This window comes from Roseovarius sp. CAU 1744, from assembly GCF_039839345.1.
In the GTDB taxonomy this organism is placed as follows: domain Bacteria; phylum Pseudomonadota; class Alphaproteobacteria; order Rhodobacterales; family Rhodobacteraceae; genus Roseovarius.
Genome location: NZ_JBDOQV010000006.1, coordinates 54843 through 75592, shown reverse-complemented (window position 1 = coordinate 75592; position 20750 = coordinate 54843). Strand labels below are relative to the sequence as shown.

The 20750-nt window shown below is 63.0% G+C and carries 23 protein-coding genes; 17 read left to right on the top strand and 6 right to left on the bottom strand.

What is annotated here, in order from left to right:
• The first annotated feature begins 12 nt into the window (after positions 1-12).
• The 9 genes from AAFO92_RS13205 to AAFO92_RS13165 are packed head-to-tail and all read left to right on the top strand — an operon-like array spanning position 13 to position 7167.
• A complete protein-coding gene (locus AAFO92_RS13205; RefSeq protein ID WP_347535853.1) occupies positions 13-933 on the top strand; it encodes a hypothetical protein in 921 nt (306 codons plus the stop codon).
• Positions 905-3034, top strand: a complete 2130-nt coding sequence (gene scpA / locus AAFO92_RS13200) for a methylmalonyl-CoA mutase (RefSeq protein ID WP_347535851.1) — start codon at positions 905-907, stop codon at positions 3032-3034. Before AAFO92_RS13205 ends, scpA begins: the two co-directional genes overlap by 29 nt.
• A 1-nt stretch (position 3035) precedes the next feature.
• On the top strand, positions 3036-3395 hold the full coding sequence (locus AAFO92_RS13195) for a VOC family protein (protein WP_347535849.1): 360 nt from the start codon (positions 3036-3038) through the stop codon (positions 3393-3395).
• Positions 3392-3898, top strand: a complete 507-nt coding sequence (locus tag AAFO92_RS13190) for an MAPEG family protein (RefSeq protein ID WP_347535847.1) — start codon at positions 3392-3394, stop codon at positions 3896-3898. Before AAFO92_RS13195 ends, AAFO92_RS13190 begins: the two co-directional genes overlap by 4 nt.
• Positions 3899-3917: 19 nt before the next feature.
• Positions 3918-4529 (top strand): VOC family protein, encoded by a 612-nt coding sequence (locus AAFO92_RS13185; RefSeq protein WP_347535845.1) that lies wholly within the window; start codon positions 3918-3920, stop codon positions 4527-4529.
• Positions 4526-5014 (top strand): N-acetyltransferase family protein, encoded by a 489-nt coding sequence (locus tag AAFO92_RS13180; RefSeq protein WP_347535843.1) that lies wholly within the window; start codon positions 4526-4528, stop codon positions 5012-5014. Before AAFO92_RS13185 ends, AAFO92_RS13180 begins: the two co-directional genes overlap by 4 nt.
• Before the next feature lie 42 nt (positions 5015-5056).
• The gene (locus tag AAFO92_RS13175; RefSeq protein WP_347535841.1) at positions 5057-5734 is read left to right on the top strand and encodes a molecular chaperone DjiA; all 678 of its coding nucleotides are present in this window, start codon (positions 5057-5059) and stop codon (positions 5732-5734) included.
• A 1-nt stretch (position 5735) separates the two neighbouring features.
• A complete protein-coding gene (locus tag AAFO92_RS13170; protein WP_347535839.1) occupies positions 5736-6767 on the top strand; it encodes an endonuclease/exonuclease/phosphatase family protein in 1032 nt (343 codons plus the stop codon).
• A 37-nt stretch (positions 6768-6804) separates the two neighbouring features.
• Entirely contained in the window at positions 6805-7167 is a 363-nt protein-coding gene (locus AAFO92_RS13165; protein WP_347535837.1) for a hypothetical protein, read from the top strand.
• 5 nt (positions 7168-7172) lie between these two features.
• On the opposite strand, the gene AAFO92_RS13160 is transcribed toward AAFO92_RS13165, so the two are convergent.
• The 4 genes from AAFO92_RS13160 to AAFO92_RS13145 are packed head-to-tail and all read right to left on the bottom strand — an operon-like array spanning position 7173 to position 12736.
• Positions 7173-8720, bottom strand: a complete 1548-nt coding sequence (locus AAFO92_RS13160; protein WP_347535835.1) for a Ppx/GppA family phosphatase — start codon at positions 8718-8720, stop codon at positions 7173-7175.
• A 51-nt stretch (positions 8721-8771) separates the two neighbouring features.
• Complete coding sequence (locus tag AAFO92_RS13155) at positions 8772-10946, bottom strand: RNA degradosome polyphosphate kinase (RefSeq protein ID WP_347535833.1); 2175 nt, start codon at positions 10944-10946, stop codon at positions 8772-8774.
• Between the two features lie 48 nt (positions 10947-10994).
• Entirely contained in the window at positions 10995-11669 is a 675-nt protein-coding gene (locus AAFO92_RS13150; protein WP_347535831.1) for a DnaA/Hda family protein, read from the bottom strand.
• Positions 11669-12736: an AI-2E family transporter gene (locus AAFO92_RS13145; protein WP_347535829.1), complete on the bottom strand. Its 1068-nt coding sequence runs from the start codon at positions 12734-12736 to the stop codon at positions 11669-11671. Before AAFO92_RS13145 ends, AAFO92_RS13150 begins: the two co-directional genes overlap by 1 nt.
• A 148-nt stretch (positions 12737-12884) precedes the next feature.
• Here AAFO92_RS13145 and proS point away from each other — a divergent pair, with 148 nt between their 5' ends.
• From proS to AAFO92_RS13120, 5 genes are all read left to right on the top strand, one after another.
• Positions 12885-14237: a proline--tRNA ligase gene (proS, locus tag AAFO92_RS13140; RefSeq protein ID WP_347535827.1), complete on the top strand. Its 1353-nt coding sequence runs from the start codon at positions 12885-12887 to the stop codon at positions 14235-14237.
• A 76-nt stretch (positions 14238-14313) separates the two neighbouring features.
• Positions 14314-14814 (top strand): DUF2937 family protein, encoded by a 501-nt coding sequence (locus tag AAFO92_RS13135; RefSeq protein WP_347535825.1) that lies wholly within the window; start codon positions 14314-14316, stop codon positions 14812-14814.
• 150 nt (positions 14815-14964) lie between these two features.
• Entirely contained in the window at positions 14965-16290 is a 1326-nt protein-coding gene (locus tag AAFO92_RS13130) for a lipoprotein-releasing ABC transporter permease subunit (protein ID WP_347535823.1), read from the top strand.
• On the top strand, positions 16283-16963 hold the full coding sequence (locus tag AAFO92_RS13125; protein WP_347535821.1) for an ABC transporter ATP-binding protein: 681 nt from the start codon (positions 16283-16285) through the stop codon (positions 16961-16963). Before AAFO92_RS13130 ends, AAFO92_RS13125 begins: the two co-directional genes overlap by 8 nt.
• A 188-nt stretch (positions 16964-17151) precedes the next feature.
• Entirely contained in the window at positions 17152-18135 is a 984-nt protein-coding gene (locus AAFO92_RS13120) for an Ldh family oxidoreductase (protein ID WP_347535819.1), read from the top strand.
• Positions 18136-18145: 10 nt separating this feature from the next.
• On the opposite strand, the gene AAFO92_RS13115 is transcribed toward AAFO92_RS13120, so the two are convergent.
• Positions 18146-18589: a DMT family transporter gene (locus AAFO92_RS13115; RefSeq protein ID WP_347535817.1), complete on the bottom strand. Its 444-nt coding sequence runs from the start codon at positions 18587-18589 to the stop codon at positions 18146-18148.
• A 131-nt stretch (positions 18590-18720) separates the two neighbouring features.
• Here AAFO92_RS13115 and AAFO92_RS13110 point away from each other — a divergent pair, with 131 nt between their 5' ends.
• Positions 18721-19122 carry a DUF4864 domain-containing protein gene (locus tag AAFO92_RS13110; protein WP_347535815.1) on the top strand — a complete coding sequence of 134 codons (402 nt, stop codon included), beginning with the start codon at positions 18721-18723 and terminating at the stop codon, positions 19120-19122.
• Here the strand turns inward: AAFO92_RS13110 and AAFO92_RS13105 are convergent, their stop codons facing one another.
• Positions 19123-19809 (bottom strand): hypothetical protein, encoded by a 687-nt coding sequence (locus AAFO92_RS13105; protein ID WP_347535813.1) that lies wholly within the window; start codon positions 19807-19809, stop codon positions 19123-19125.
• A gap of 111 nt (positions 19810-19920) precedes the next feature.
• Here AAFO92_RS13105 and AAFO92_RS13100 point away from each other — a divergent pair, with 111 nt between their 5' ends.
• Positions 19921-20241: an antibiotic biosynthesis monooxygenase gene (locus AAFO92_RS13100; RefSeq protein WP_347535811.1), complete on the top strand. Its 321-nt coding sequence runs from the start codon at positions 19921-19923 to the stop codon at positions 20239-20241.
• 66 nt (positions 20242-20307) lie between these two features.
• Positions 20308-20715 (top strand): universal stress protein, encoded by a 408-nt coding sequence (locus AAFO92_RS13095; RefSeq protein WP_347535809.1) that lies wholly within the window; start codon positions 20308-20310, stop codon positions 20713-20715.
• The last annotated feature ends 35 nt before the right edge of the window (positions 20716-20750 follow it).

The window sequence follows — 20750 nt, the reverse complement described above, 5'->3', positions numbered from 1 at the left end:
GGTTCAGGCACGATGGACGTAATCCTGCATCTGGGGGCCCACAGAACGGGCTCGGCCAGCTTTCAGCACTACATGCGATCCGGCCTCACACGGCTCGGGGCTGCGGGGGTCGGGTTCTGGACACCGGCGCGTGAAACGACCGGCGTGTGCGCCGATGCGGCGCTGCCGCCGGATGCACAGCTGGCGGGCGCCCGTGCGCGCCTTGCCGACAACCTGGACCTGGCGCGCGCGCGGGGCGTCCGGCAGCTTGTCATCAGCGATCAAAACGTGATCGGGGCGCCGGAACACCTGCTGGAGGACGGGTGCCTTTACAGCGGTATCGGCGAACGGATGGCCCGCTATGCCGAGGTTTTTGGCGGCCGGTTGACGCGCATCGTCCTGTCGATACGGTCGCAGGACAGTTTCTGGTGTTCGATTGCCGCCCATTCGGTGGCGCAGGGGCATCCGGTGCCAGCGGCGGATGTGCTGGCGCGTGTGGCGGCGCGGCGCCGCGGCTGGCGTGACGTCATCACGGACCTGGCCTGCGCGGTGGGCGGGGTCGAGATTCAGGTGCAGCCATTCGAAGTTTTCGGCGGCCTGCCCGAACACAGGCTTGCCGCCATGACAGGGGTATCGGCCCCACCGGTGCACCATGCCCGTGAATGGCTGAACCGTGCACCTGGCCGGGCCGAATTGCGGGCGATGCTGACCAAAAGGGGCGAAGACCCCGAACTTGTGCCAGAGGGCGATGGCCGCTGGCAGATATTTGACAGGGACCAGGTCAGAATGCTGCGCGAAGCCTATGCGGACGATCTATTCTGGCTGCGTGCGGGGGCCGATGACCTGGCCCGATTGATTGACGAAACCGGACCGGCAAAGGCGGGGAAACATCCGCGCGCCGGTGATACGAAAAGAGGACAAGAAGATGGGAAAGACGACCGACGATTGGCGTGACCTGGCGGAAAAGGAGCTGAGAGGGCGACCGCTGGACGACCTGACATGGCAGACCCTGGAAGGGATCGCCGTCAAGCCGCTCTACACCCAGTCAGATACTGACGGGCTGGACCATATGGGCTCTTTGCCCGGATTTGCGCCGTTCACCCGCGGGGTGAAGGCCACGATGTATGCGGGCCGCCCCTGGACCATTCGCCAATATGCGGGCTTTTCGACGGCCGAGGAATCGAACGCGTTTTATCGCCGCAACCTGGCCGCCGGCCAGCAGGGCGTTTCGGTCGCCTTCGATCTGGCCACCCACCGGGGATATGACAGCGACCACCCCCGCGTCGTGGGCGATGTGGGCAAGGCGGGTGTCGCGATCGATTCCGTCGAGGACATGAAGATCCTGTTTGACGGCATCCCCCTGGATCAGGTCAGCGTTTCGATGACGATGAACGGCGCGGTCATCCCGGTGCTGGCCAGCTTCATCGTCGCGGGCGAAGAGCAGGGGCATGACAAATCGGTCCTGTCGGGCACCATTCAGAACGACATTCTGAAGGAATTCATGGTGCGCAACACCTATATCTACCCGCCCGAACCCTCGATGCGGATCGTCAGCGACATCATCGAATTCACCTCGAACGAGATGCCCAAGTTCAACTCGATCAGCATCTCGGGCTACCACATGCAGGAGGCCGGTGCGAACCTTGTTCAGGAACTGGCCTATACGCTGGCCGACGGGCGCGAATATGTGCGCGCGGCGATCGAGGCGGGCATGGACGTGGACAAGTTTGCCGGGCGGCTGAGCTTCTTCTTCGCCATCGGCATGAATTTCTTCATGGAGGCGGCTAAGCTGCGTGCGGCGCGGCTCTTGTGGCACCGGATCATGACCGAGTTCGGCGCCAAGAACGAACGTTCCAAGATGTTGCGCACCCATTGCCAGACCAGCGGTGTCAGCCTGCAGGAGCAGGATCCCTATAACAACGTGATCCGCACTGCCTACGAGGCGATGAGCGCGGTGCTGGGCGGCACGCAATCGCTGCATACCAACGCGCTGGATGAGGCGATTGCCCTGCCCACCGATTTCAGCGCGCGAATTGCGCGCAACACACAGTTGATTTTGCAGGAAGAAACCGGTGTGACCAATGTCGTCGACCCGCTGGCGGGCAGCTATTATGTCGAAAAGCTTACCGCCGATCTGGCCGAAGAGGCGTGGAAGCTGATCGAGGAGGTCGAGGAGATGGGCGGCATGACCAAGGCGGTAGCCAGCGGCATGCCCAAGCTGAGGATCGAGGAAAGTGCCGCCACCCGGCAGGCGATGATCGACCGCGGCGACGAGGTGATCGTGGGCGTCAACAAGTACCGCAAGGACCGCGAAGACCCGATCGACATTCTGGACATCGACAACGCCAAGGTGCGCGAGGCCCAGATCGCCCGGCTCGAGAAGATCCGCGCCAGCCGCGACGAGGCGGCGTGCCAGGCTGCATTGGATGATCTGATGCGGCAGGCGAAAGAAGGTGGAAATCTGCTGGCGGCAGCGGTCGAGGCCGCGCGCGCAAGGGCATCGGTAGGAGAGATCAGTATGGCGATGGAAAAGGAATTCGGGCGGCATCGTGCCGAGGTGAAAACGCTGGCCGGTGTTTACGGCGCGGCCTATGAAGGGGACGAGGGCTTTGCCGCGATCCAGAAATCGGTCGAGGATTTTGCCGAGAAAGAGGGCCGTCGTCCACGGATGCTGGTGGTCAAGATGGGCCAGGATGGCCATGACCGCGGCGCCAAGGTGATCGCCACCGCGTTCGCCGATATCGGCTTTGACGTCGATGTCGGGCCGCTTTTCCAGACGCCCGAAGAGGCCGCGCAGGATGCGATTGACAACGATGTGCATGTGATCGGCATTTCCAGCCAGGCGGCGGGGCACAAGACGCTGGCGCCGCAGCTGATCAAGGTGCTCGAGGAAAAGGACGCGGGCGATATCATCGTGATCTGCGGCGGCGTCATTCCGCAGCAGGATTACGATTTCCTGAAGAACGCGGGGGTCAAGGCGATCTTTGGGCCGGGCACCAACATCCCCGATGCGGCGCAGAATATCCTGCAGCTGATCGGCACGGCACGCGGCTGATATGGCGGGCCGCGTCACCGGCATCGGCGGGGTGTTCTTCCGGTCGCGCGACCCGGCGGCGCTGGCCGGCTGGTATGCGACCCATCTGGGGATCACCAGCTTTGGCCCCTGGCCGCAGGAGGCGGGTGTTTCGGTCTTTGCCCCATTCGAGGCCAAGACCGATTACTGGCCGGAAACCCGGCAATGGATGCTTAACCTGCGGGTCGAGGGGCTGGATGAACTGATCGCACGGCTCACGGATGCGGGAATCGCGGTCGAAACCCGCCCCGCGAAATGGGACACACCCGAAACCGGCCGGTTTGCCCGGATCACCGATCCCGAGGGCAATCCGGTCGAATTGTGGGAGCCACCCGCACCATGACCAAGCGCGGCCTTATTCTGGTCGGCATGGCGGCAGGGTTGCTCTGGTCGGTCGGGCTTCTCTGGGTTGCGGCACGATTCGTCAGCCTGCCGATCTTCACCCTGATGCCAACGATCATGACCGCGTTTCTGGCACCGGGGATCGTCATGCTGCTGATGGTCGGGCGCCTGGCGCAGCGCCGGTTTTTTGATGATACCATCATTGATGGCGCGGCCTTCGCGCCCGGCAGTGCGGCCGATATCGACCAGCGAGTGCTGGGAAATACCGCCGAACAAAGTGTCTTGGCGCTGTGCGTCTGGCCCGCTGCGGCAGTTGTTCTGGCGGATCACGGGCCGGGGGTGATCGTGGTGCTGGGCCTCAACTTCGCGTTTGCGCGGTTGATCTTCTGGGCCGGCTACCACCTGTCGCCGCCGCTTCGGGCGTTCGGCTTCGCCGCCAGTTTTTACCCGACGGTGCTGGTGACGCTCTGGACAGTCCTGAGCCTTGTTGCTTACGGTCAGTGACCGAAGAAGAGGGCGCGGAATGTTGGAACTGGATCACCTGGCGGTTGCAGCCGAGACGCTGGAGGAGGGGCGCGCATATGTCGAAGACGCCCTTGGCGTGGCATTGCAGCCGGGCGGGAAACACGCTCATTTCAGCACCCATAACCTGCTGCTGGGGCTGGCGGACGGGCTTTACCTCGAGGTGATCTCGACCGACCCGGAGGCGCCGATGCCGGGCTATCCGCGCTGGTTCGATCTGGATCGGTTCACGGGTGATCCGCGGATAAGCAACTGGATTTGCCGGACAAATGATCTTGTGGCGGCGGTAGCGCGTCATCGGGGGGCGGGCGACCCGGTTGCCCTGTCACGCGGTGATCTGCGCTGGCAGATGGCGGTGCCCGCAGACGGTATCCTGCCCCATGATGGCGCGTTTCCCGCGCTGATCGAATGGGCCGGCAGCGCGCATCCGGCGCAGCGCCTGGACGCCTCTGGCTGCCGTTTGATGCGGTTGACCATCCGCCATCCCGAGGCGGAGCAGCTGCGCGCTGTGCTGGCGGCGGACCTGGCCGATGACAGGGTGGTGATCGAAAAGGGCGAAGCGGCATTCAGCGCAGAATTCACGACCCCTGCGGGCCGCCGAGTACTGACATGATCATCCGCGCCGCCGCGTCTGGGGATGCCGGAGCGATTTGTGCCTATTGGAACCCGCAGATCAGGGATACGGCGATCACCTTCACAACCGTGGAAAAGGACGCCACCGGGTTGGCCCGGACGATCGAAACCTGCCTTTCCGAGGGCAGGGCCTATCTGGTTGCCGCCGACGAGGATGACATTCTGGGCCATGCAACCTACGCCCCTTTCCGCAGCGGGCCGGGCTATGCGTTCACGGCGGAAAACACGGTGATCGTGGCGCCGGATGCCTGGGGCACGGGCGTGTCGCAGGCATTGATGACGGCGCTTGAAGAACATGCGCGAACTGCAGGGATTCATTCGATGATCGCCGGAATCAGCAGCGAGAATCCCCGCGCAGTCGCCTTTCACGAGAAGATCGGCTATCGCCTTGTCGCGACGGTGCCCGAGGCAGGCCGGAAATTCGGGCGCTGGATGGACCTGGTCCTGATGCAGAAACTTCTCTAGCCCCGCCTGACAAGCCGATCGGATGGCGATAGGGTGCCACTCATGTCGATCTGGTCACGCATATCCGAGGCGCTTTCCGCGCTGGCGAGCGGCGAGGGGCTGAGCGCGGTTTTCGACCGCCTGCGCACCCCGCCCGAACGCAGCGTGGCCTTTACCATCGCGGTAATCGCGCTGAGCGCCAAGATGGCCAAGGCCGACGGGCTGGTGACGCGCGACGAGGTGACCGCCTTTCGCGAGGTGTTCCAGATTGCCCAAGAGGATGAGGCCAACGCCGCCAGGGTCTTTAACCTTGCCCGCCAGGACGTTGCCGGATTCGAGGAATATGCCATTCGCATCCGGGGCATGTTCGGGGCGGAAACCGGGGCGCTGTTCGACCTGATGGAAGGCCTTTTCCACATCGCGATGGCCGATGGGGTCTACCACCCGAACGAAGATCTCTTTCTGGAACGGGTGGCCGAGATTTTCCGGATCCCCGCGCCTGAATTCGCCCGTATCCGCAGCCGTTTCGTGCCGGATGCCAAGCCGGACCCTTACCTGGTTCTGGGGGTGAAACCCGATACGCCGCGAGAGGAAATCCGCCGTGTCTGGCGGCGCCTGGTGCGCGAAACCCACCCCGACAGGATGATGGCGCGCGGCGTCCCGGAAGAGGCGATCAAGCTGGCGGAAAAACGATTGGTCGATATCAACCGCGCCTGGGAGGAAATCAGCGAAGGGGCCTGACATGCGGATCGCCACCTATAACGTGGAATGGTTCAACGCACTTTTTGACCAAGACGGCAATCTGCTGGATGACGGCGAATGGTCGCGCCGGCACGATGTCACCCGTTCGGACCAGCTGGCGGCGCTTGGCATCGTCTTTACCGCGATGGATGCAGACGCGGTCATGGTGATCGAGGCGCCCGATCACAACGGCCGCCGCGCCACCGTACCGGCGCTGCAGAACTTTGCCCGCGCCATGGGGTTGCGCACAAACAGGGCGCTGGTGGGGTTCGAAAACGAAACCCAGCAGGAAATCGCGCTGATGTACGACCCGGATGTTCTGACCGCGCGTCACGATCCGAAGGGCGACGAGACCGGCAAGAAGGGGTCGCGCGATGCGCCGCGGTTTGACGGGGTATTCCGGATCGACCTGGACATCGACAATACCGAGGACCTGGTGGGGTTTTCAAAGCCGCCGCTCGAAGTTGCGGCCAGAACGAAAAACGGCACCGATCTGCGCCTGATCGGGGCGCATCTGAAATCCAAGGCGCCGCACGGCGCGCGCAGCCGGGACGAGATCATGCGCAAGGCCATCGCCAACCGCCGCAAGCAGCAGGCGCAGGCGGTATGGTTGCGGCAGCGGATCGAAGCGCATCTGCGGGCGGGCGAACACCTGATCGTCATGGGGGACATGAATGACGGGCCGGGGCTGGACGAATATGAGAACCTCTTTGGTCATTCATCGGTCGAAATCCTGATGGGCGAGGGGGCAGCACCCGAGCTGGGCCTCTATGACCCCCATGCGCGCCGCGCCCTGCAACGCCGGATCGGGGCGATCAACACCACCTCGCGGTTCTACCTGTCATCCGAGAAGCGCTATATTCAGGCATTGCTTGACTACATCATGGTATCGCCGGGCCTGCGCGCGAAAACCCCGGAATGGCGGATCTGGCACCCGTTCGATGACCCCAATTGCTGGACCCTGCCCGAGCTGCGCCATGCGCTGATTACCGCCTCGGATCACTTTCCGGTCACGATCGACCTTGATATATGACCTTCAATTGTCAAATTCGGCACCTATATTCTTGGCTATGAGACATCTCGTTCTGCCCGTTGCACTGATCTCAACCCTGTCTCTGCCGGTATCGGCACAGGAGGCCGGCGAGGACGACGGCTTGTCGCTGATGGAAGAGGGGGCAAGGCTGTTTTTCCGCGGTATCATCGAGGAGATGGAACCGGCGATGGACGACCTGCGCGGCCTGGCCGAAGAGATGCAGCCCGCCCTGCGTGATTTCGTCAAGGAAATGGGGCCGGCACTGGCCGATCTGGTGGACAAGGTCGAGGACTGGACCGCCTATCACCCGCCCGAAATCCTGCCAAACGGCGATATCATCCTGCGCCGAAAGACGCCCGAAGAGCAGTTGGAAGAACCGCAGGGCGAAGTGGATATCTGAGGCGCTCAGGCCCGCGCAGTCTTGATTAGCGTTTCCGCCTCCAGCGACCCTGCAAGCGACAGGAACCGCGCCTGCGCCACCTCGCCAAAGAGCGGCGTACTTTCCGGCGACAAACGTAGTTCCAGCAGCCGTTTGCGCGGATGCCATTTCAGCTCACCCAGTTCCGCTTCCTTGCTGAGCCATAACATCGCCGCGAACCGCATGGCCTTGCCCAGGATTTCGGCCTGGCGCTGTTTTTCCGGGTCCAGCAACGGATACAGGTCTTCGAAACGCGTCCCCTCTCGCTTGTTCGAATAACGATACAACAGCGCCAGCCCGAGAAAGACGCGTTCTGAATGTTTCAGCCCGCCCAGATTGGCTCGGGTGGCGTTGTCGAAACAAACCTCGGGGCGGTAATCCGGATGCGCCCGCCAACTGACATCGTGCAGCAGGCTGGCGGCCTTGAACAACCGTATCTCCTCGGGCTTGGCTTTCGGGAAAAGCGGCTGGATGAAGTTGAAGATCACCTTGCCGAAACCGCGCACGCGGGCGTCCTTTGCCTCGGCAAATCTGCAGGCCTCGATCAGCGGGTCGCGATCACGCAACTGTTGCGGCATCTGCTCGTAGAGCAGCCCCTCGCGGATGCCATAGCTGGAAATCGCGATGTCGCGGGGCCGGAATGTCTTGACGATCTCGCGCAGGACTTCGGCGGCGTGCGATACCAGCGCCATCCGCGCGGTCGAGACACCGGCGCGCAGCCGCAATTCTTCGATATTGGCGATCTCCAGGTAGCGCGCGGTGTCGCGCACGGATTTGGCCGACATCCGGTATTCGTGCAGCACATGCAGCGGATAGCCCCGCCGCTCCATGTCGATCTTGGCGATGGCGCGCCACGACCCGCCCACAAGGAACAGGCGGTTGTTTTGCGGGCCCATCTCGGCGCGCATCGCGGCCAGCGTCTCTTCAATATGTTTCTTGCGGGCAGTCTTGCCGCCCTTGAGGTCGCGCAGTTTCAGCGGCCCCAGCGAAGAGGTGACGCATTTCCCGACATGGCCGCCATTGATCTCGGCCATTTCCATCGACGAGCCGCCCAGATCACACACCAGCCCATAAGAGCCGGGCCAGCCCAGAAGCACGCCCTGCGCGGACAGGCGGGCTTCTTCCTTGCCGTCGATCACCCAGACCTTGCCGCCGGTGGCTTTCCTGACGTCCTCGCAAAACTCAGGGCCATCTTCGGCCTCGCGCACGGCGGCGGTGGCGACCATCGTCAGGGGGCCGGTTCCCATACTGTCGCCCAGCAACCGAAACCGGGTCAGCGCGGCCAATGCCCGCTCACGTCCTTCCGGGTTCAGCCGCCCGGTTTCCGACATGCCGGCGCCAAGCGCGCACATGATCTTCTCGTTGAAGAAATAGGCCGGGCTGCGCGCCGCGCCGTCGAACACCACCAGCCGGACCGAGTTCGACCCGATATCGACAACCCCGACCCGGCTCAGCGCCCGCGCTGACGGCTTGTCAAATAGCGGCCTGCCGAACGGGCCCCCGTCGCCCTGGCTGCTTTCGTTGCTGCCGTCCATCACATCTCCCGGATACACTGGTTACCTCTATGCGACAGTCCTGCAGATCGGTCAATCTTCGGTATGGGTCAGTTTCGGCACGTCGGATGCCCCGGCCGAACCGCGCCCGGACAGTGACGGGTTCTCCATGAAGAACCTGTGGCAGTTGAAGGCGAATTCCCCTTCGGGCACCGCGGTGCGATGAAAACTGCCATCGGCGGACATGACCCAGCTTTGCGCCACATCCGCCATGTTGGCGGCCATCACCTGGCTGGTGATCTGCGCCTTGACCGTGGGATTCTCGATTTCGACCAGCGTTTCCACGCGCCGGTTGAGGTTGCGGCCCATCCAGTCGGCCGAACTGATGAACACCCGCGCCTTCTTGTGCGGCAGCCCGTGGCCATTGCCAAAACAGACGATGCGCGAATGTTCCAGGAACCGCCCGACGATGGATTTCACCCGGATGTTTTCCGACAGGCCCCTGATCCCGGGCCTGAGCCCGCAGATGCCGCGGATCACCAGGCTGATCTTCACCCCGGCCTGGCTGGCTGCATAGAGCGCGTCGATCACATCGGGGTCGATCAACGAGTTCATCTTGGCCCAGATTTCGGCGGGCTTGCCGTCTTTTGCGTGTTTGACCTCGGCCGCGATCATGTCCAGCAGGCTCTGCTTGAGCGTCAGCGGCGAGATCGCCAGGTTCTCCAGCGTCTCGGGCTGCGCGTAACCCGAGAGGAAGTTGAACACCTTGGTCGCGTCCCGTCCCAGCTTGGCATCGCAGGTGAAGAAGCTGAGATCGGTGTAGATCTTGGCGGTGATCGGGTGGTAATTGCCGGTGCCGTAATGGGTATAGGTCACCAGGCTGTCGCCCTCGCGGCGGACAACGGTGCTGATCTTGGCGTGTGTCTTGAGGTCAAGAAAGCCATAGACCACATGCGCGCCCGCGCGCTCCAGCCGCCGGGACTGGCGGATGTTGGCGGCCTCGTCGAACCGCGCCTTCAGTTCGACCAGCGCGGTCACGGATTTGCCATCCTCGGCGGCCTCGCACAGCGCCTCGACGATGGGCGAAAGTTTCGAGGTGCGGTAAAGGGTCTGCTTGATCGCCACCACGTTGGGGTCGCGCGCCGCCTGGTTGAGAAACCGCACCACCATGTCGAATGTCTCATACGGGTGATGCAGCAGCATGTCCTTCTGCCGGATCGCGGCGAACATGTCGCCGTCATGGTCCTGCACCCGTTCGGGCACGCGGGGCGTGAAGGACGGCCACAGCAGGTCATGCCGGTCGTCCAGCACCAGCTCGCCCAGGTCGCGCAGGCCGATCATGCCCTCGACCTCGACCACCTCGTCAGGATCGACATGCAGCTCTTCCATGATCACGTCGCGCAATTCCTGCGGCGCGCCGGAGGAGATTTTCATGCGCACCACCTCGCCGCGGCGGCGGCGTTTCAGGGCGACTTCGAACTCGCGCACCAGGTCTTCGGCCTCGTCCTCGACCTCGAGATCGCTGTCGCGCAGCACGCGGAAGGCGCAATGTCCCTTGTATTTGTACCCCGGGAACAGGCTGTCCAGATGCAGCAGCAGCAGCTCTTCGAGCGGCAGGGTGCGGTGCGTGCCCTCGGGGGCAGGCAGGGTAACGAAACGGTCGATCTGTGCGGGGATCGGCAGCAGCGCCTGCAGCGGGCGCTTGTCCTTCTTGCGTTCCAGTTGCAGGGCAAGCGAGTAGCCGAGATTGGGAATGAAGGGAAACGGGTGGGCCGGGTCGATGGCCAGCGGCGACAGAACCGGGAACACGTTGTTCAGGAACACATCCGCCAGTATCTCGCGGTCTTCATCCTCGACCGACGCACTGTCGAGGATGATGATGTTCTCGGTCTCCATTTCGCGGCGCAGGGTCTCATACGTGGATTGCTGGGCCTGCAGCAGCTTGCGGGCGTCCTCGTTGATCAGCACCAGCTGTTCGGCGGGGGTCAGCCCGTCGGCGGCGGGGGTGGTGTTGCCTGCACGGGCCAGTTCGCGCAGCCCGGCCACGCGGACGTTGTAGAATTCATCCAGGTTGTTGGCCGAGATCGACAGGAACCGCAGCCGCTCCAGCAGTGGAACGCGCGGGTTCTGCGCCTCTTCCAGTACCCGCCAGTTGAACCCCAGCCAGCTCAGTTCCCGGTTATAGAACCGGGAAGGGCCGGCAATGTCGATATCGGGCAGATCAACCGGTTCGGGCAGGGGGGATTTCAGGAAATCTGCGTTTGACATGGGGGCCTTCTGACCGGTGAGTGTAACAGGAAGGTGACGATTCTGCCGCTACTTGGCCAACTTGTCCAGCACTTGCCGGGCCAGGGAACGGTTGATCGGGCGGCCGGTGTCCAGGGCGCTTTTGTCGAGGGCGGTTACGACCTGGCGCGCCGCGTCGAAGGAGCGCGCCATCCGGGGGATCAGATAGGGGATGGTCTCGGGTGCGGGGGCAAGCTGCCGGTCGGCGAAAAGCTTCATCATCACCGCCGCCAGAAGTTCGTCATCGGGCGGATCAAGCGCCACAAGCGCCGTGCCCTGCATGCGGCTGACCAGGTCGGGCAGCGCCAGCCCCCAGCGTCGCGGCGGCCGGTCCGCGGTGATCAGCAGCGAATGCCCCTCGGCAAGCGCCAAGTTATGCAGGTGAAACAGCGCCTCTTCCGCCGCGCCGTTTCCCGCAATCAGATGCGCGTCCTCGACAGCGACATTCCGCGTGGCGAGTGCCGGTACAGCATCCGGGGCAAGATCGCCGGCGGCGATGATCCGCGCCTCGGCCAGAGCGGCCCAGACATGGACCAGATGGGTCTTGCCCGCACCGGAGGGGCCGGTCAGCAGCAATTTGCGCCCCACCCATCCCGTCCATCCTTCGATCATGCCAACAGCAGCGGCATTGGCGGGCGAGACAAAGAAATCCTCGCGCCCCAATGCCTGACGCACCGACAGATCGAAACTAAGCTGTTGGGGCATCAGGCGCTGTCCTGATTGTCCAGCCCGCGATAGAGGCGGCTGTCCTTGTACTGGCCGATGGCAAATCGCGCCAGCACGCCGATGGCGGCGGCCAGCGGCACCGCCACAAGCATTCCGACAAAGCCGAACAGCGTGCCGAATACCGACAACGCGAAGATCAGCCAGACAGGGTGAAGCCCGACCGAGTTTCCAACCAGTTTGGGGGTCAGCACGTTGCCTTCGATCACCTGTCCCAGGACGAAGATACCGGCGACCAGACCGATTGAAATCCAGTCCCCCCAGAACTGAAACAGCGCCAGCCCGATGGCCAGCGCACCGCCCAGAAGCGCGCCGACATAGGGGATGAAGGTCACCAGCCCGGCCAGCGCGCCGACCACCAGCCCGAATTGCAGGCCGACAAGCATCAGTGCGATGGCATAATATGTCCCCAGGATCAGACAGACCGTGCCCATGCCCCGGATGAAACTGGCAAGGGTCTTGTCGATCTCGCGGGCCAGGTTGCGGATAACCCGGGCGTGATCGCGGGGCAGCAGGTCGTCGACCTTGGCCACCATGTTATCCCAGTCGTAGAGCAGATAGAACGCCACCACCGGCACGATCACGAAGAGCATCACCACGTTCAGGATGGAAACCGCCGAACTCAGCACCGATTCCAGCAACTGCCCGCCGCGCTCGCGGATGGTCTCGCCGACAGACAGCAGCGTCTTGTGAACGGTGGAATCCGCATCCAGAAGCTGCGGAAACTTGGCTGCCATGAACGCCTGCAAGTCCTTGGTCAGCTGCGGCGCGACATTGAACAGCGCGATTGCCTGTTCGACAAGGGTGGGGATGACCAACAGCGCCATCACCACAAAGATCAGCAGCGCCACCAGCGTGATGATGGCCACCGAGAGCGCGCGCGAACATCCCATCGCCTCCAGCCGGTCTGCCACCGGGTCAAGGAAATAGGCAATGGCGCCGCCCAGCACGAAGGGCAGGATCACGTCGCCCAGAAACCACAGCGCCAGCAGGAAAATCGCCGACGCGATCCCCCAGTATTTCATTTGTGTCCTGACTGGCAGGGCCATGCGCGCCTCGGAAGTTTACCGTCCCTACACATCGCCCAACCGCGCGGTGCTTTCAAGGGTGCTGGCGCGAAAACGGCCCGGTGATGGCTTGTATGCCCTATCGCAAAGCCATAAACGGGACAAAACGTATCTTACCCGAGGTTCACCGATGCGCCTGTCCCGTTATTTCTTGCCGGTACTCAAGGAAAACCCCGCCGAGGCCCAGATCGTCAGCCATCGGCTGATGCTGCGCGCGGGCATGATCAAACAGGCCGCCGCCGGGATCTATTCGTGGCTTCCGCTGGGCTTCAAGGTGCTGCGGAAGATCGAAAATATCGTGCATGAAGAACAGGCGCGCGCCGGTCACATGGCGATGCTGATGCCGACCATCCAGTCGGCGGATCTGTGGCGGGAAAGCGGGCGCTACGATGCCTATGGCGCCGAGATGCTGCGGATCAAGGACCGGCATGATCGCGATATGCTGTTCACGCCGACCGCTGAGGAGCTGATCACCGATATCTTCCGCGCGCATGTGGGCAGCTACAAGGATCTGCCGCTGACCATGTATCAGATCCAGTGGAAATTCCGCGACGAAGTGCGCCCGCGTTTCGGCGTCATGCGGGGCCGCGAATTCTACATGAAGGACGGCTACAACTTTGATCTGACGAAGGAAGACGCGCTGCACGCCTATAACCGGCACCTGGTCAGCTACCTGCGGACCTACGAGCGCATGGGCCTTCAGGCGATTCCGATGCGCGCCGATAGCGGGCCCATCGGCGGGGATGATACGCATGAATTCCTGGTGCTGGCCGAGACCGGCGAATCCGAGGTGTTCTATGACAGCGCCGTGACCGATATCCGGCTGGGCGAACGCGAGATCGATTATGATGATGTCGACCAGTGCCGCGCGGTGATGGAAGAGTTCACCGCGCTATACGCGCGCACCGACGAAACGCATGACGAACAGAAATTCAACCAGATCCCCGAGGCGCGCCGCCGCTCGGCCCGGGGCATCGAGGTGGGGCAGATCTTCTATTTCGGGACCAAATATTCCGAACCGTTGGGGGCCACGGTTCAGGGCCCCGATGGCAAGCCGGTGCCGGTGCATATGGGCAGTCACGGCATTGGCGTCAGCCGCTTGGTGGGCGCGATCATCGAGGCCAGCCATGACGACAAGGGCATCATCTGGCCCGAAGGGGTGACGCCCTATCACGCCGGGATCGTCAACCTGAAACAGGGTGACGCCGAGGCCGACGCCGCGTGTGAAAGCCTTTATGACGCGCTGCAAGCCATTGGTCTGGAACCGCTTTATGATGATCGGGACGAGCGGGCCGGGGGCAAGTTTGCCACCATGGACCTGATCGGGCTGCCTTGGCGCATCACTGTGGGGCCACGCGGTCTGAAGAATGGCGTGGTTGAACTGACCAGCCGCCGCAGTGGCGAAAGCGAGGAACTGCCACCGGAACAGGCGGTTGAAAAGATTGCGAAAATCTATGCCGACCATCAGGTGCGGGGCCTGTGACGGTGATGGGCGCACGCAGCGTTTCGCGAAATCCTTGAAATCGGTTATACTGTTTCGAAAAAGAGGCAGGTAACAGATGATCTTGAGAGCCGTGACAGTCGTCGGCGGGCTTGCGGGTGCCGTGGCATTTTCGCAATTACCCGAATATTCTCAACAATATACGCAACGTCTTGCAGGTGCCGTGGACGAGCTTTCGCGCGTGGTGGAACGGTTTGACGCCGATGCCGGTGCGCTGGGGCTGACCCGGCAGGAGGCGCTGGCGGACATGGCACGCGCCGGCGGGATGGCCGGGGCGCGGGCGGAATCAATGCGTCAGGTATTCACCCGATATCGTAAACTATCCTATGATCTGAATGTCTTGCGCCCCGAAGCTCCGGCCCGGCGGGCAGCGATGATATGGCGGATGACCGACCGGGAGGTGGCGCACAAGGCCTGGCAGGATTTCCGCCCTGCGGTCCCGGTCACGATGGATGGTGTCGGCTTTGGCCTGGCGGGTTTTCTGGCCGGTCTGTGTGTCTTCGGCAGTCTGCGGGCGATCCTGCGCCGGGCCGTCCTGCGGCGCAGGGCGCCCGCGTGATGAACATGCCGAACGCGCTTGCCGCAGATTAATGCGCGGGCGGCAGGGCCCCCGCCGGCCCGAGCGCGGCGAATTTCCCGCTGGCCGACCTTGACCTTGCCCGCCGGCGCGCGCAGTGTCCGCGCGAACTGACAGACCGAGGTTTCGCCCGTGGCCACCAGCCCCGCCCCCTTCGCCCCGTTCGAGTGGATGATCGCCTGGCGCTATCTGCGTGCCAAACGCGCCGAGGGCGGCGTCAGCGTGATGACCTGGATCAGCCTGATCGGGATCACCCTGGCGGTCTTCGCGCTCATTGCGACCCTGGCGGTGCGGGCGGGGTTCCGGGCAGAGTTCGTAGATACCATCCTGGGCGCGAACGCCCATGTGACGATCTACAACGCCGGGGTCGTCGACAGCCAGACCGGCCATATTGACCGCGCCCTGCACGATTATGATGCGATGGCCGAACGGGTTCGGGCTGTGCCCGGTGTCACCCGCGTGGCACCGCTCATCAAAGGGCAGGTCATGGCCAACTCGCGGGACCGAAACACTGGGGTGCAAATCTATGGCATCACGTTGGAAAACCTAAAGACCATCCCCCGGATAAACAATCCCGACACCGGAATTGGTAACATTGATGATTTTCAGATCACGCAAGGTGTCGGAGAGGGGGCGGATCAGGCTGCGGTGGCAGTCGGATCCGGGATCGCACAGGATCTGAATTTAACCGTTGGTGACAAAATCAAGATCATAAACCCCAATGGCGTCAGAACACCGCTGAGCGGAACATTGCCCAGGGTCAACGTCTATGACGTGGCTTATGTTTTTTCCGCCGGGCGCTATGACATCGACCGCACGCGCATCTACATGCCCTTTGCCGAGGCGCAGAGCTTCTTCAACCGCGAGGGGCGCGCCGATGAGCTGGAGGTGATGGTCGAAGATCCCGAAGACATCGACCGGATGACAACCGATCTCTTGCGCGCGGCGGGCGAACGCAGCCAGGTCTGGACCTGGCGCGACGCCAGCGGCGGGTTCCTGCGCGCGCTGGATATCGAGGATAACGTGATGTTCATTATCCTGTCGATCTTGGTGCTGATCGCGGCGATGAACATCACCAGCGGCCTTATCATGCTGGTCAAGAACAAGGGCCGCGATATCGGCATCCTGCGCACGATGGGGCTGACCGAGGGCTCGGTCCTTCGGGTTTTCTTCATCTGCGGCGCCTTCACCGGCATCATCGGCACGGTGTTCGGGGTCATTCTGGGATGCCTCTTTGCCGTCTATATCGACCCGATCTTCTCGCTGGTGAACTGGCTGTCGGGCGGGCAGGCGTGGGATCCGTCGATCCGGGGGATTTACCATCTGCCGGCGCAGTTGCAACTGGGCGATGTGCTGTCGGCGGTGGCACTGTCGCTAGGCCTGTCCTTCGTGGTCACGATTTTCCCGGCGCGGCGGGCGGCGCGGATGAACCCGGTGGAGGCGCTGCGCTATGAGTGAGGTGATGCTGGCCCTCAAGGGTGTCGAGAAGACCTATAACCGGGGTCAGAGCAACGCGGTACAGGTACTGAACGGCGCTGATCTGGCGATTGCCAGCGGTGAAATGGTGGCGCTGGTGGCGCCCTCGGGGGCGGGAAAATCGACCTTGCTGCATATCGCCGGGCTGCTGGACACCGCTGATCGCGGCGAGGTCGCGATCGGGGGCACGCGGATGAACGGTCTGAGCGACCGCCGGCGTACGGTGGCGCGCAGACGGGATGTGGGTTTTGTCTATCAATTCCACCACCTGCTGCCGGAATTTTCGGCGCTGGAGAACATCGTGCTGCCGCAGCTGGCCAACGGGGTTGCGAAATCCGAGGCCGAAACCCGGGCCTATGACCTGTTGGCGCGGGTGGGCGTGGCGGAGCGGGCGGGGCACCGCCCCTCGGCCATGTCGGGGGGCGAGCAACAGCGGGTGGCGTTCTGCCGGGCGCTGGCAAACGGGCCGCGGCTGCTACTGGCCGATGAGCCGACGGGCAACCTGGATCCCGGCACCTCGGACCAGGTATTCGCGGCGCTGGTCGATCTGGTGCGCGACACCGGGTTGGCGGCGCTGATTGCCACGCATAACATGGAGCTTGCCGCGCGGATGGACCGGGTGGTGAAGTTGGACGGCGGCCAGCTGGTTTCGTGAACACTGACAGAGGGCTGTGTTAAGCTCAAAGCGAACCCTGCGAGTTCTGTCACCGCGCTGCTTGAACGACGGATCATGAACGGCGACTCCGTCCGTTTTGCAGAAGGCCCAATCGGACGAATACGATGCGGAGTTATTGACCCGGCCGGATCCTCTCTTCACAGTTCCATCGGACGACCGGAGGACACATGCCGAATATTGCACTTGATCAGATCGAAACGCTGACCCGGGCCGCGCTGGAGCGTCACGGGGCGGCGCCCTGGATTGCCGCCGAGGTGGCCCGCGCGGTGCGCAAGGCCGAAGCGGTGGGCAACAAGATTTGCGGGCTGTATTACCTTGAAAGCTATTGCGCACAGCTCAGGACCGGGCGGGTGAGGGGCGATGCCGAACCTGTGGTCACACGACCGCGGCCGGGCGCGGTGATGGTGGACGCGAAATACGGGTTTGCGCAACCCGCATTCGCCCGGGGCCTGCCAGAGGCGCTTGCGGCCGCGCGCGAGTGCGGCGTGGCGAGCCTTGCCGTGGGTCATGCGCATACCTGCACCTCGCTCGGGTTCTTTACCGAGCAAATCGCGGCGGAAGGTCTGATTGCGCTGGGGATGACCAACGCGTCGCCGATTGTAGCGCCGCCGGGGGGCAAGACACGGGTGATCGGCACCAATCCGATCGCCTTTTCTGTGCCGGACGGCAAGGGCGGGATCGCGATGCAGTTCGACCAGTCCACCACCACCGTGGCCTTGGGCAAGATCACCATGGCCAAGGCGGCGGGGGAAAAGATCCCCGAAGGCTGGGCGGTGGACGCCGATGGCAACCCGACAACTGACCCCGAGGCGGCGTTGGGCGGATCGCTGGTCAGCATGGGCGGCTATAAGGGCTGGGGATTTGGCCTGATGGCCGAAATCCTGGCGGCGGGCATGACCGGGGGGGTGGTCAGCCGCGATGTCAAGCCGCTGAAGTCACCCGAGGGGCCGCCGCATGATCTGGGCCAGTATTACCTGCTGATGGATCCATCTGTTTCGGGCGATTTCCGCGACCGGTTGAACCAGGTGGCAGCGGGCGTGGCGCTGGACGACGGCGCGCGGATGCCGGGGCAGAGCAAGCGCGAGGTCGATCCGGTCCCGCTGGAGGATGCGGTCTGGGCGCAGTTGCGGGCGCTGGCAGGGCAGGGGTGATCCCGGGGTGTCAGACCTGTTGGGTGACGAAGACGCCGGCGGCCATCAGCGCGATGCCGCTTGCGCGTGTCAGCGACAGCGGTGAGACCTGAGCGCCGAAGAGACCGAAATGGTCAATCGCCGCGGCGCTGATAAGCTGGCCCAGCAGGACGAAGAACACCGCGTTGCCGACGCCGAATTTCGGTGCCGCCCAGGTGATGGTCAGCACGTAGAAGGCCACCAGACAGCCTGCCAGCAGCAGGTGCTTGGGGGCGCTCGTCACCCCCATGACCGCCCGTGGCTGATTCAGGATCAGGACCAGAAGCGTACTGAACAGTGCCACGCAAAAGAGGATCGCGGCGGCCGCAACGGGCGACCCCAACCGCGTGCCGAGCGCGGAATTCAGCGCGGCCAGCACCGGTATTCCGATCCCGGCGACAAGCATCACGGCGGCGTAGGTGGTCAGGGGGTGCATGGGCGGTCTCCGGCGAAGTTGTGGGCGCAGATAAACATGAGCGGCAGTGTTGATCCAGTTCAATCTGGCCTTGCGGGCCCGCCGATTTGATCCGGGGCGCGCGCGGGCTAGCTTAAAGCGCGGAGGTACCCATGCGACAGATTTTCCTTTCCCTTTGTGCCGCGCTTTTTCTGTGCGGTCCCGCCCGCGCGGACGAGGCGGCGATCCGGTCGGTGATCTCGTCCCAGATCGCGGCGTTCCAGGTGGATGATTTCACGACCGCTTTCAGCTATGCCAGCCCGACGATACGCCAGGTCTTCGGCACGCCCGAGAATTTCGGGGTCATGGTCCGGAAGGGCTATCCGATGGTCTGGCGCCCGGCCGAGATGAACTTTCTCTCGATCGAAACGGTGGACGGGCTGTTGTGGCAAAACGTCATGATCCGCGATCAGGATGGCGCGCTGCATATTCTTGAATACCAGATGACCCGGCTTGTAGACGGGTGGAAAATCAACGCTGTACGCATCCGAAAGGCCGTGGAAGGCGCGGCCTGATCAGAACTCACGCCAGATGCCCAGCTTGGCGCCGTAATTTTCGTAGTTCACGATGCCCGTAGTAATGCCAAATTCCACATATTGTTTGCCTTTGCGTTTCTTTCGTTTGCTGCGCGCCTTGCGCTGTTTGAGTTCGAAGACGACCGAAGGCGCGAATTTCAGGTAATCATCGCCCTCGGATTGAATGCCGCCCTGCAATTGCAGGATGACCTTGGTGCGCGGCGTGGCGCTGATCCCGAAGGTGAAGTCCGATTCGATCCGCATCCCTGCCGAGGCCTCGCCGAGGATGGCCCGCGTATCCAGCGTGATCCAGCCGCTGCGGTCGCGCCAGGTGATGCCGCGGCCAACAGAGAATCCGGGCCGCAGAACCGTTTCACCATCCACAAGGCCCGCGCCCAGCTCGGCGGCGAACCTGTAGGTGCGGTCGGTCCTGCCCAGGGGAATCCGCAGAAAGGCGATGGCCTTGTCGGTGGCGATCTCGCTGCCGTTATAATCGACGCCGAGGGTAATCTTGTCGGTCAGCCCGTATTCCGCGTAGATCGAGCCATATTGCCGGATGATGCCGAATTCCTCGATATATTCACCGTTCGCATGGGCGGAATAGAACACCTTGCCCTTGCCGCGCGGCCAGGGGCCCGCCTGGGCGTGCGTGGCAAAGACCAGCAATAGAACGGCCAGGCGCAGCATGGTTACCTCCGCGTTAACCATCCTTAAAAAGGGTAAAGCGAATGTTAAGGCGGCAAAGAATTTGCCCGGCGCGCGCAACCTGTTAGGCTGGGTTTATCGAGGAGGAATTCCATGCCTGTCATAGCCAAATCCGAAAGCCATCAGACCGTTATCACCACATTCGAGATGACGCCGGGAACCTGTCAGGACTTGTTGGACCTGCTGACCGCCGCCTACGAGGAGTTCATCTCGAAACAGGCGGGGTTCATCGCCGCGGGACTGCATGTGAACGACGCCCAGACCCGGATTGCCAATTATTCACAATGGCGGCAGCGCGAGGATTTCCTGGCCATGCTGCGCAGTGATGAGATGCGCCGCCGCAATCGCGAGATCAACGGGTTGTGCAAGAGTTTCGAACCGGTGATGTACGAGGTGGCTGCAACCTTCGACTGATTTGTATCAAGGCGGTCCGCCGACAATCATGCGACAATTGGGAAATCCACCAAAGGGAGGGTCCCGATGTACAGCAACATCCTTGTTCCAATCTCGTTCGATGCCGAAAGAGATGCCCAGGGCGCGGTCGAAATCGCCAGGGCGCTGGCCGATGATGCCGGCAAAATCAATCTTGTACATGTGATCGAGCAGATCCCGGGCTATGCGGCGTCATTCCTGCCGCCGGAGTTCATGGAGAAACAGCGCAGGTCGATGCTGGATACGCTGGCGCAAATGGCCCGCGACCTGCCGGATGCTACCTGCGCCGTCATCTCGGGCCATGCCGGTCGAACCCTGCTGGACTGGGTCACCGCGCATGATGTCGATTGCATCGTGATCGCCAGCCACCGCCCGGGTATGCAGGACCTGATGCTGGGGTCGACCGCGGCAAAGGTGGTGCGTCATGCGAAATGCGCCGTTCATGTATTGCGCTGATGTCAATTTGCTGGCGCGCATCAGGAACCCTGTGC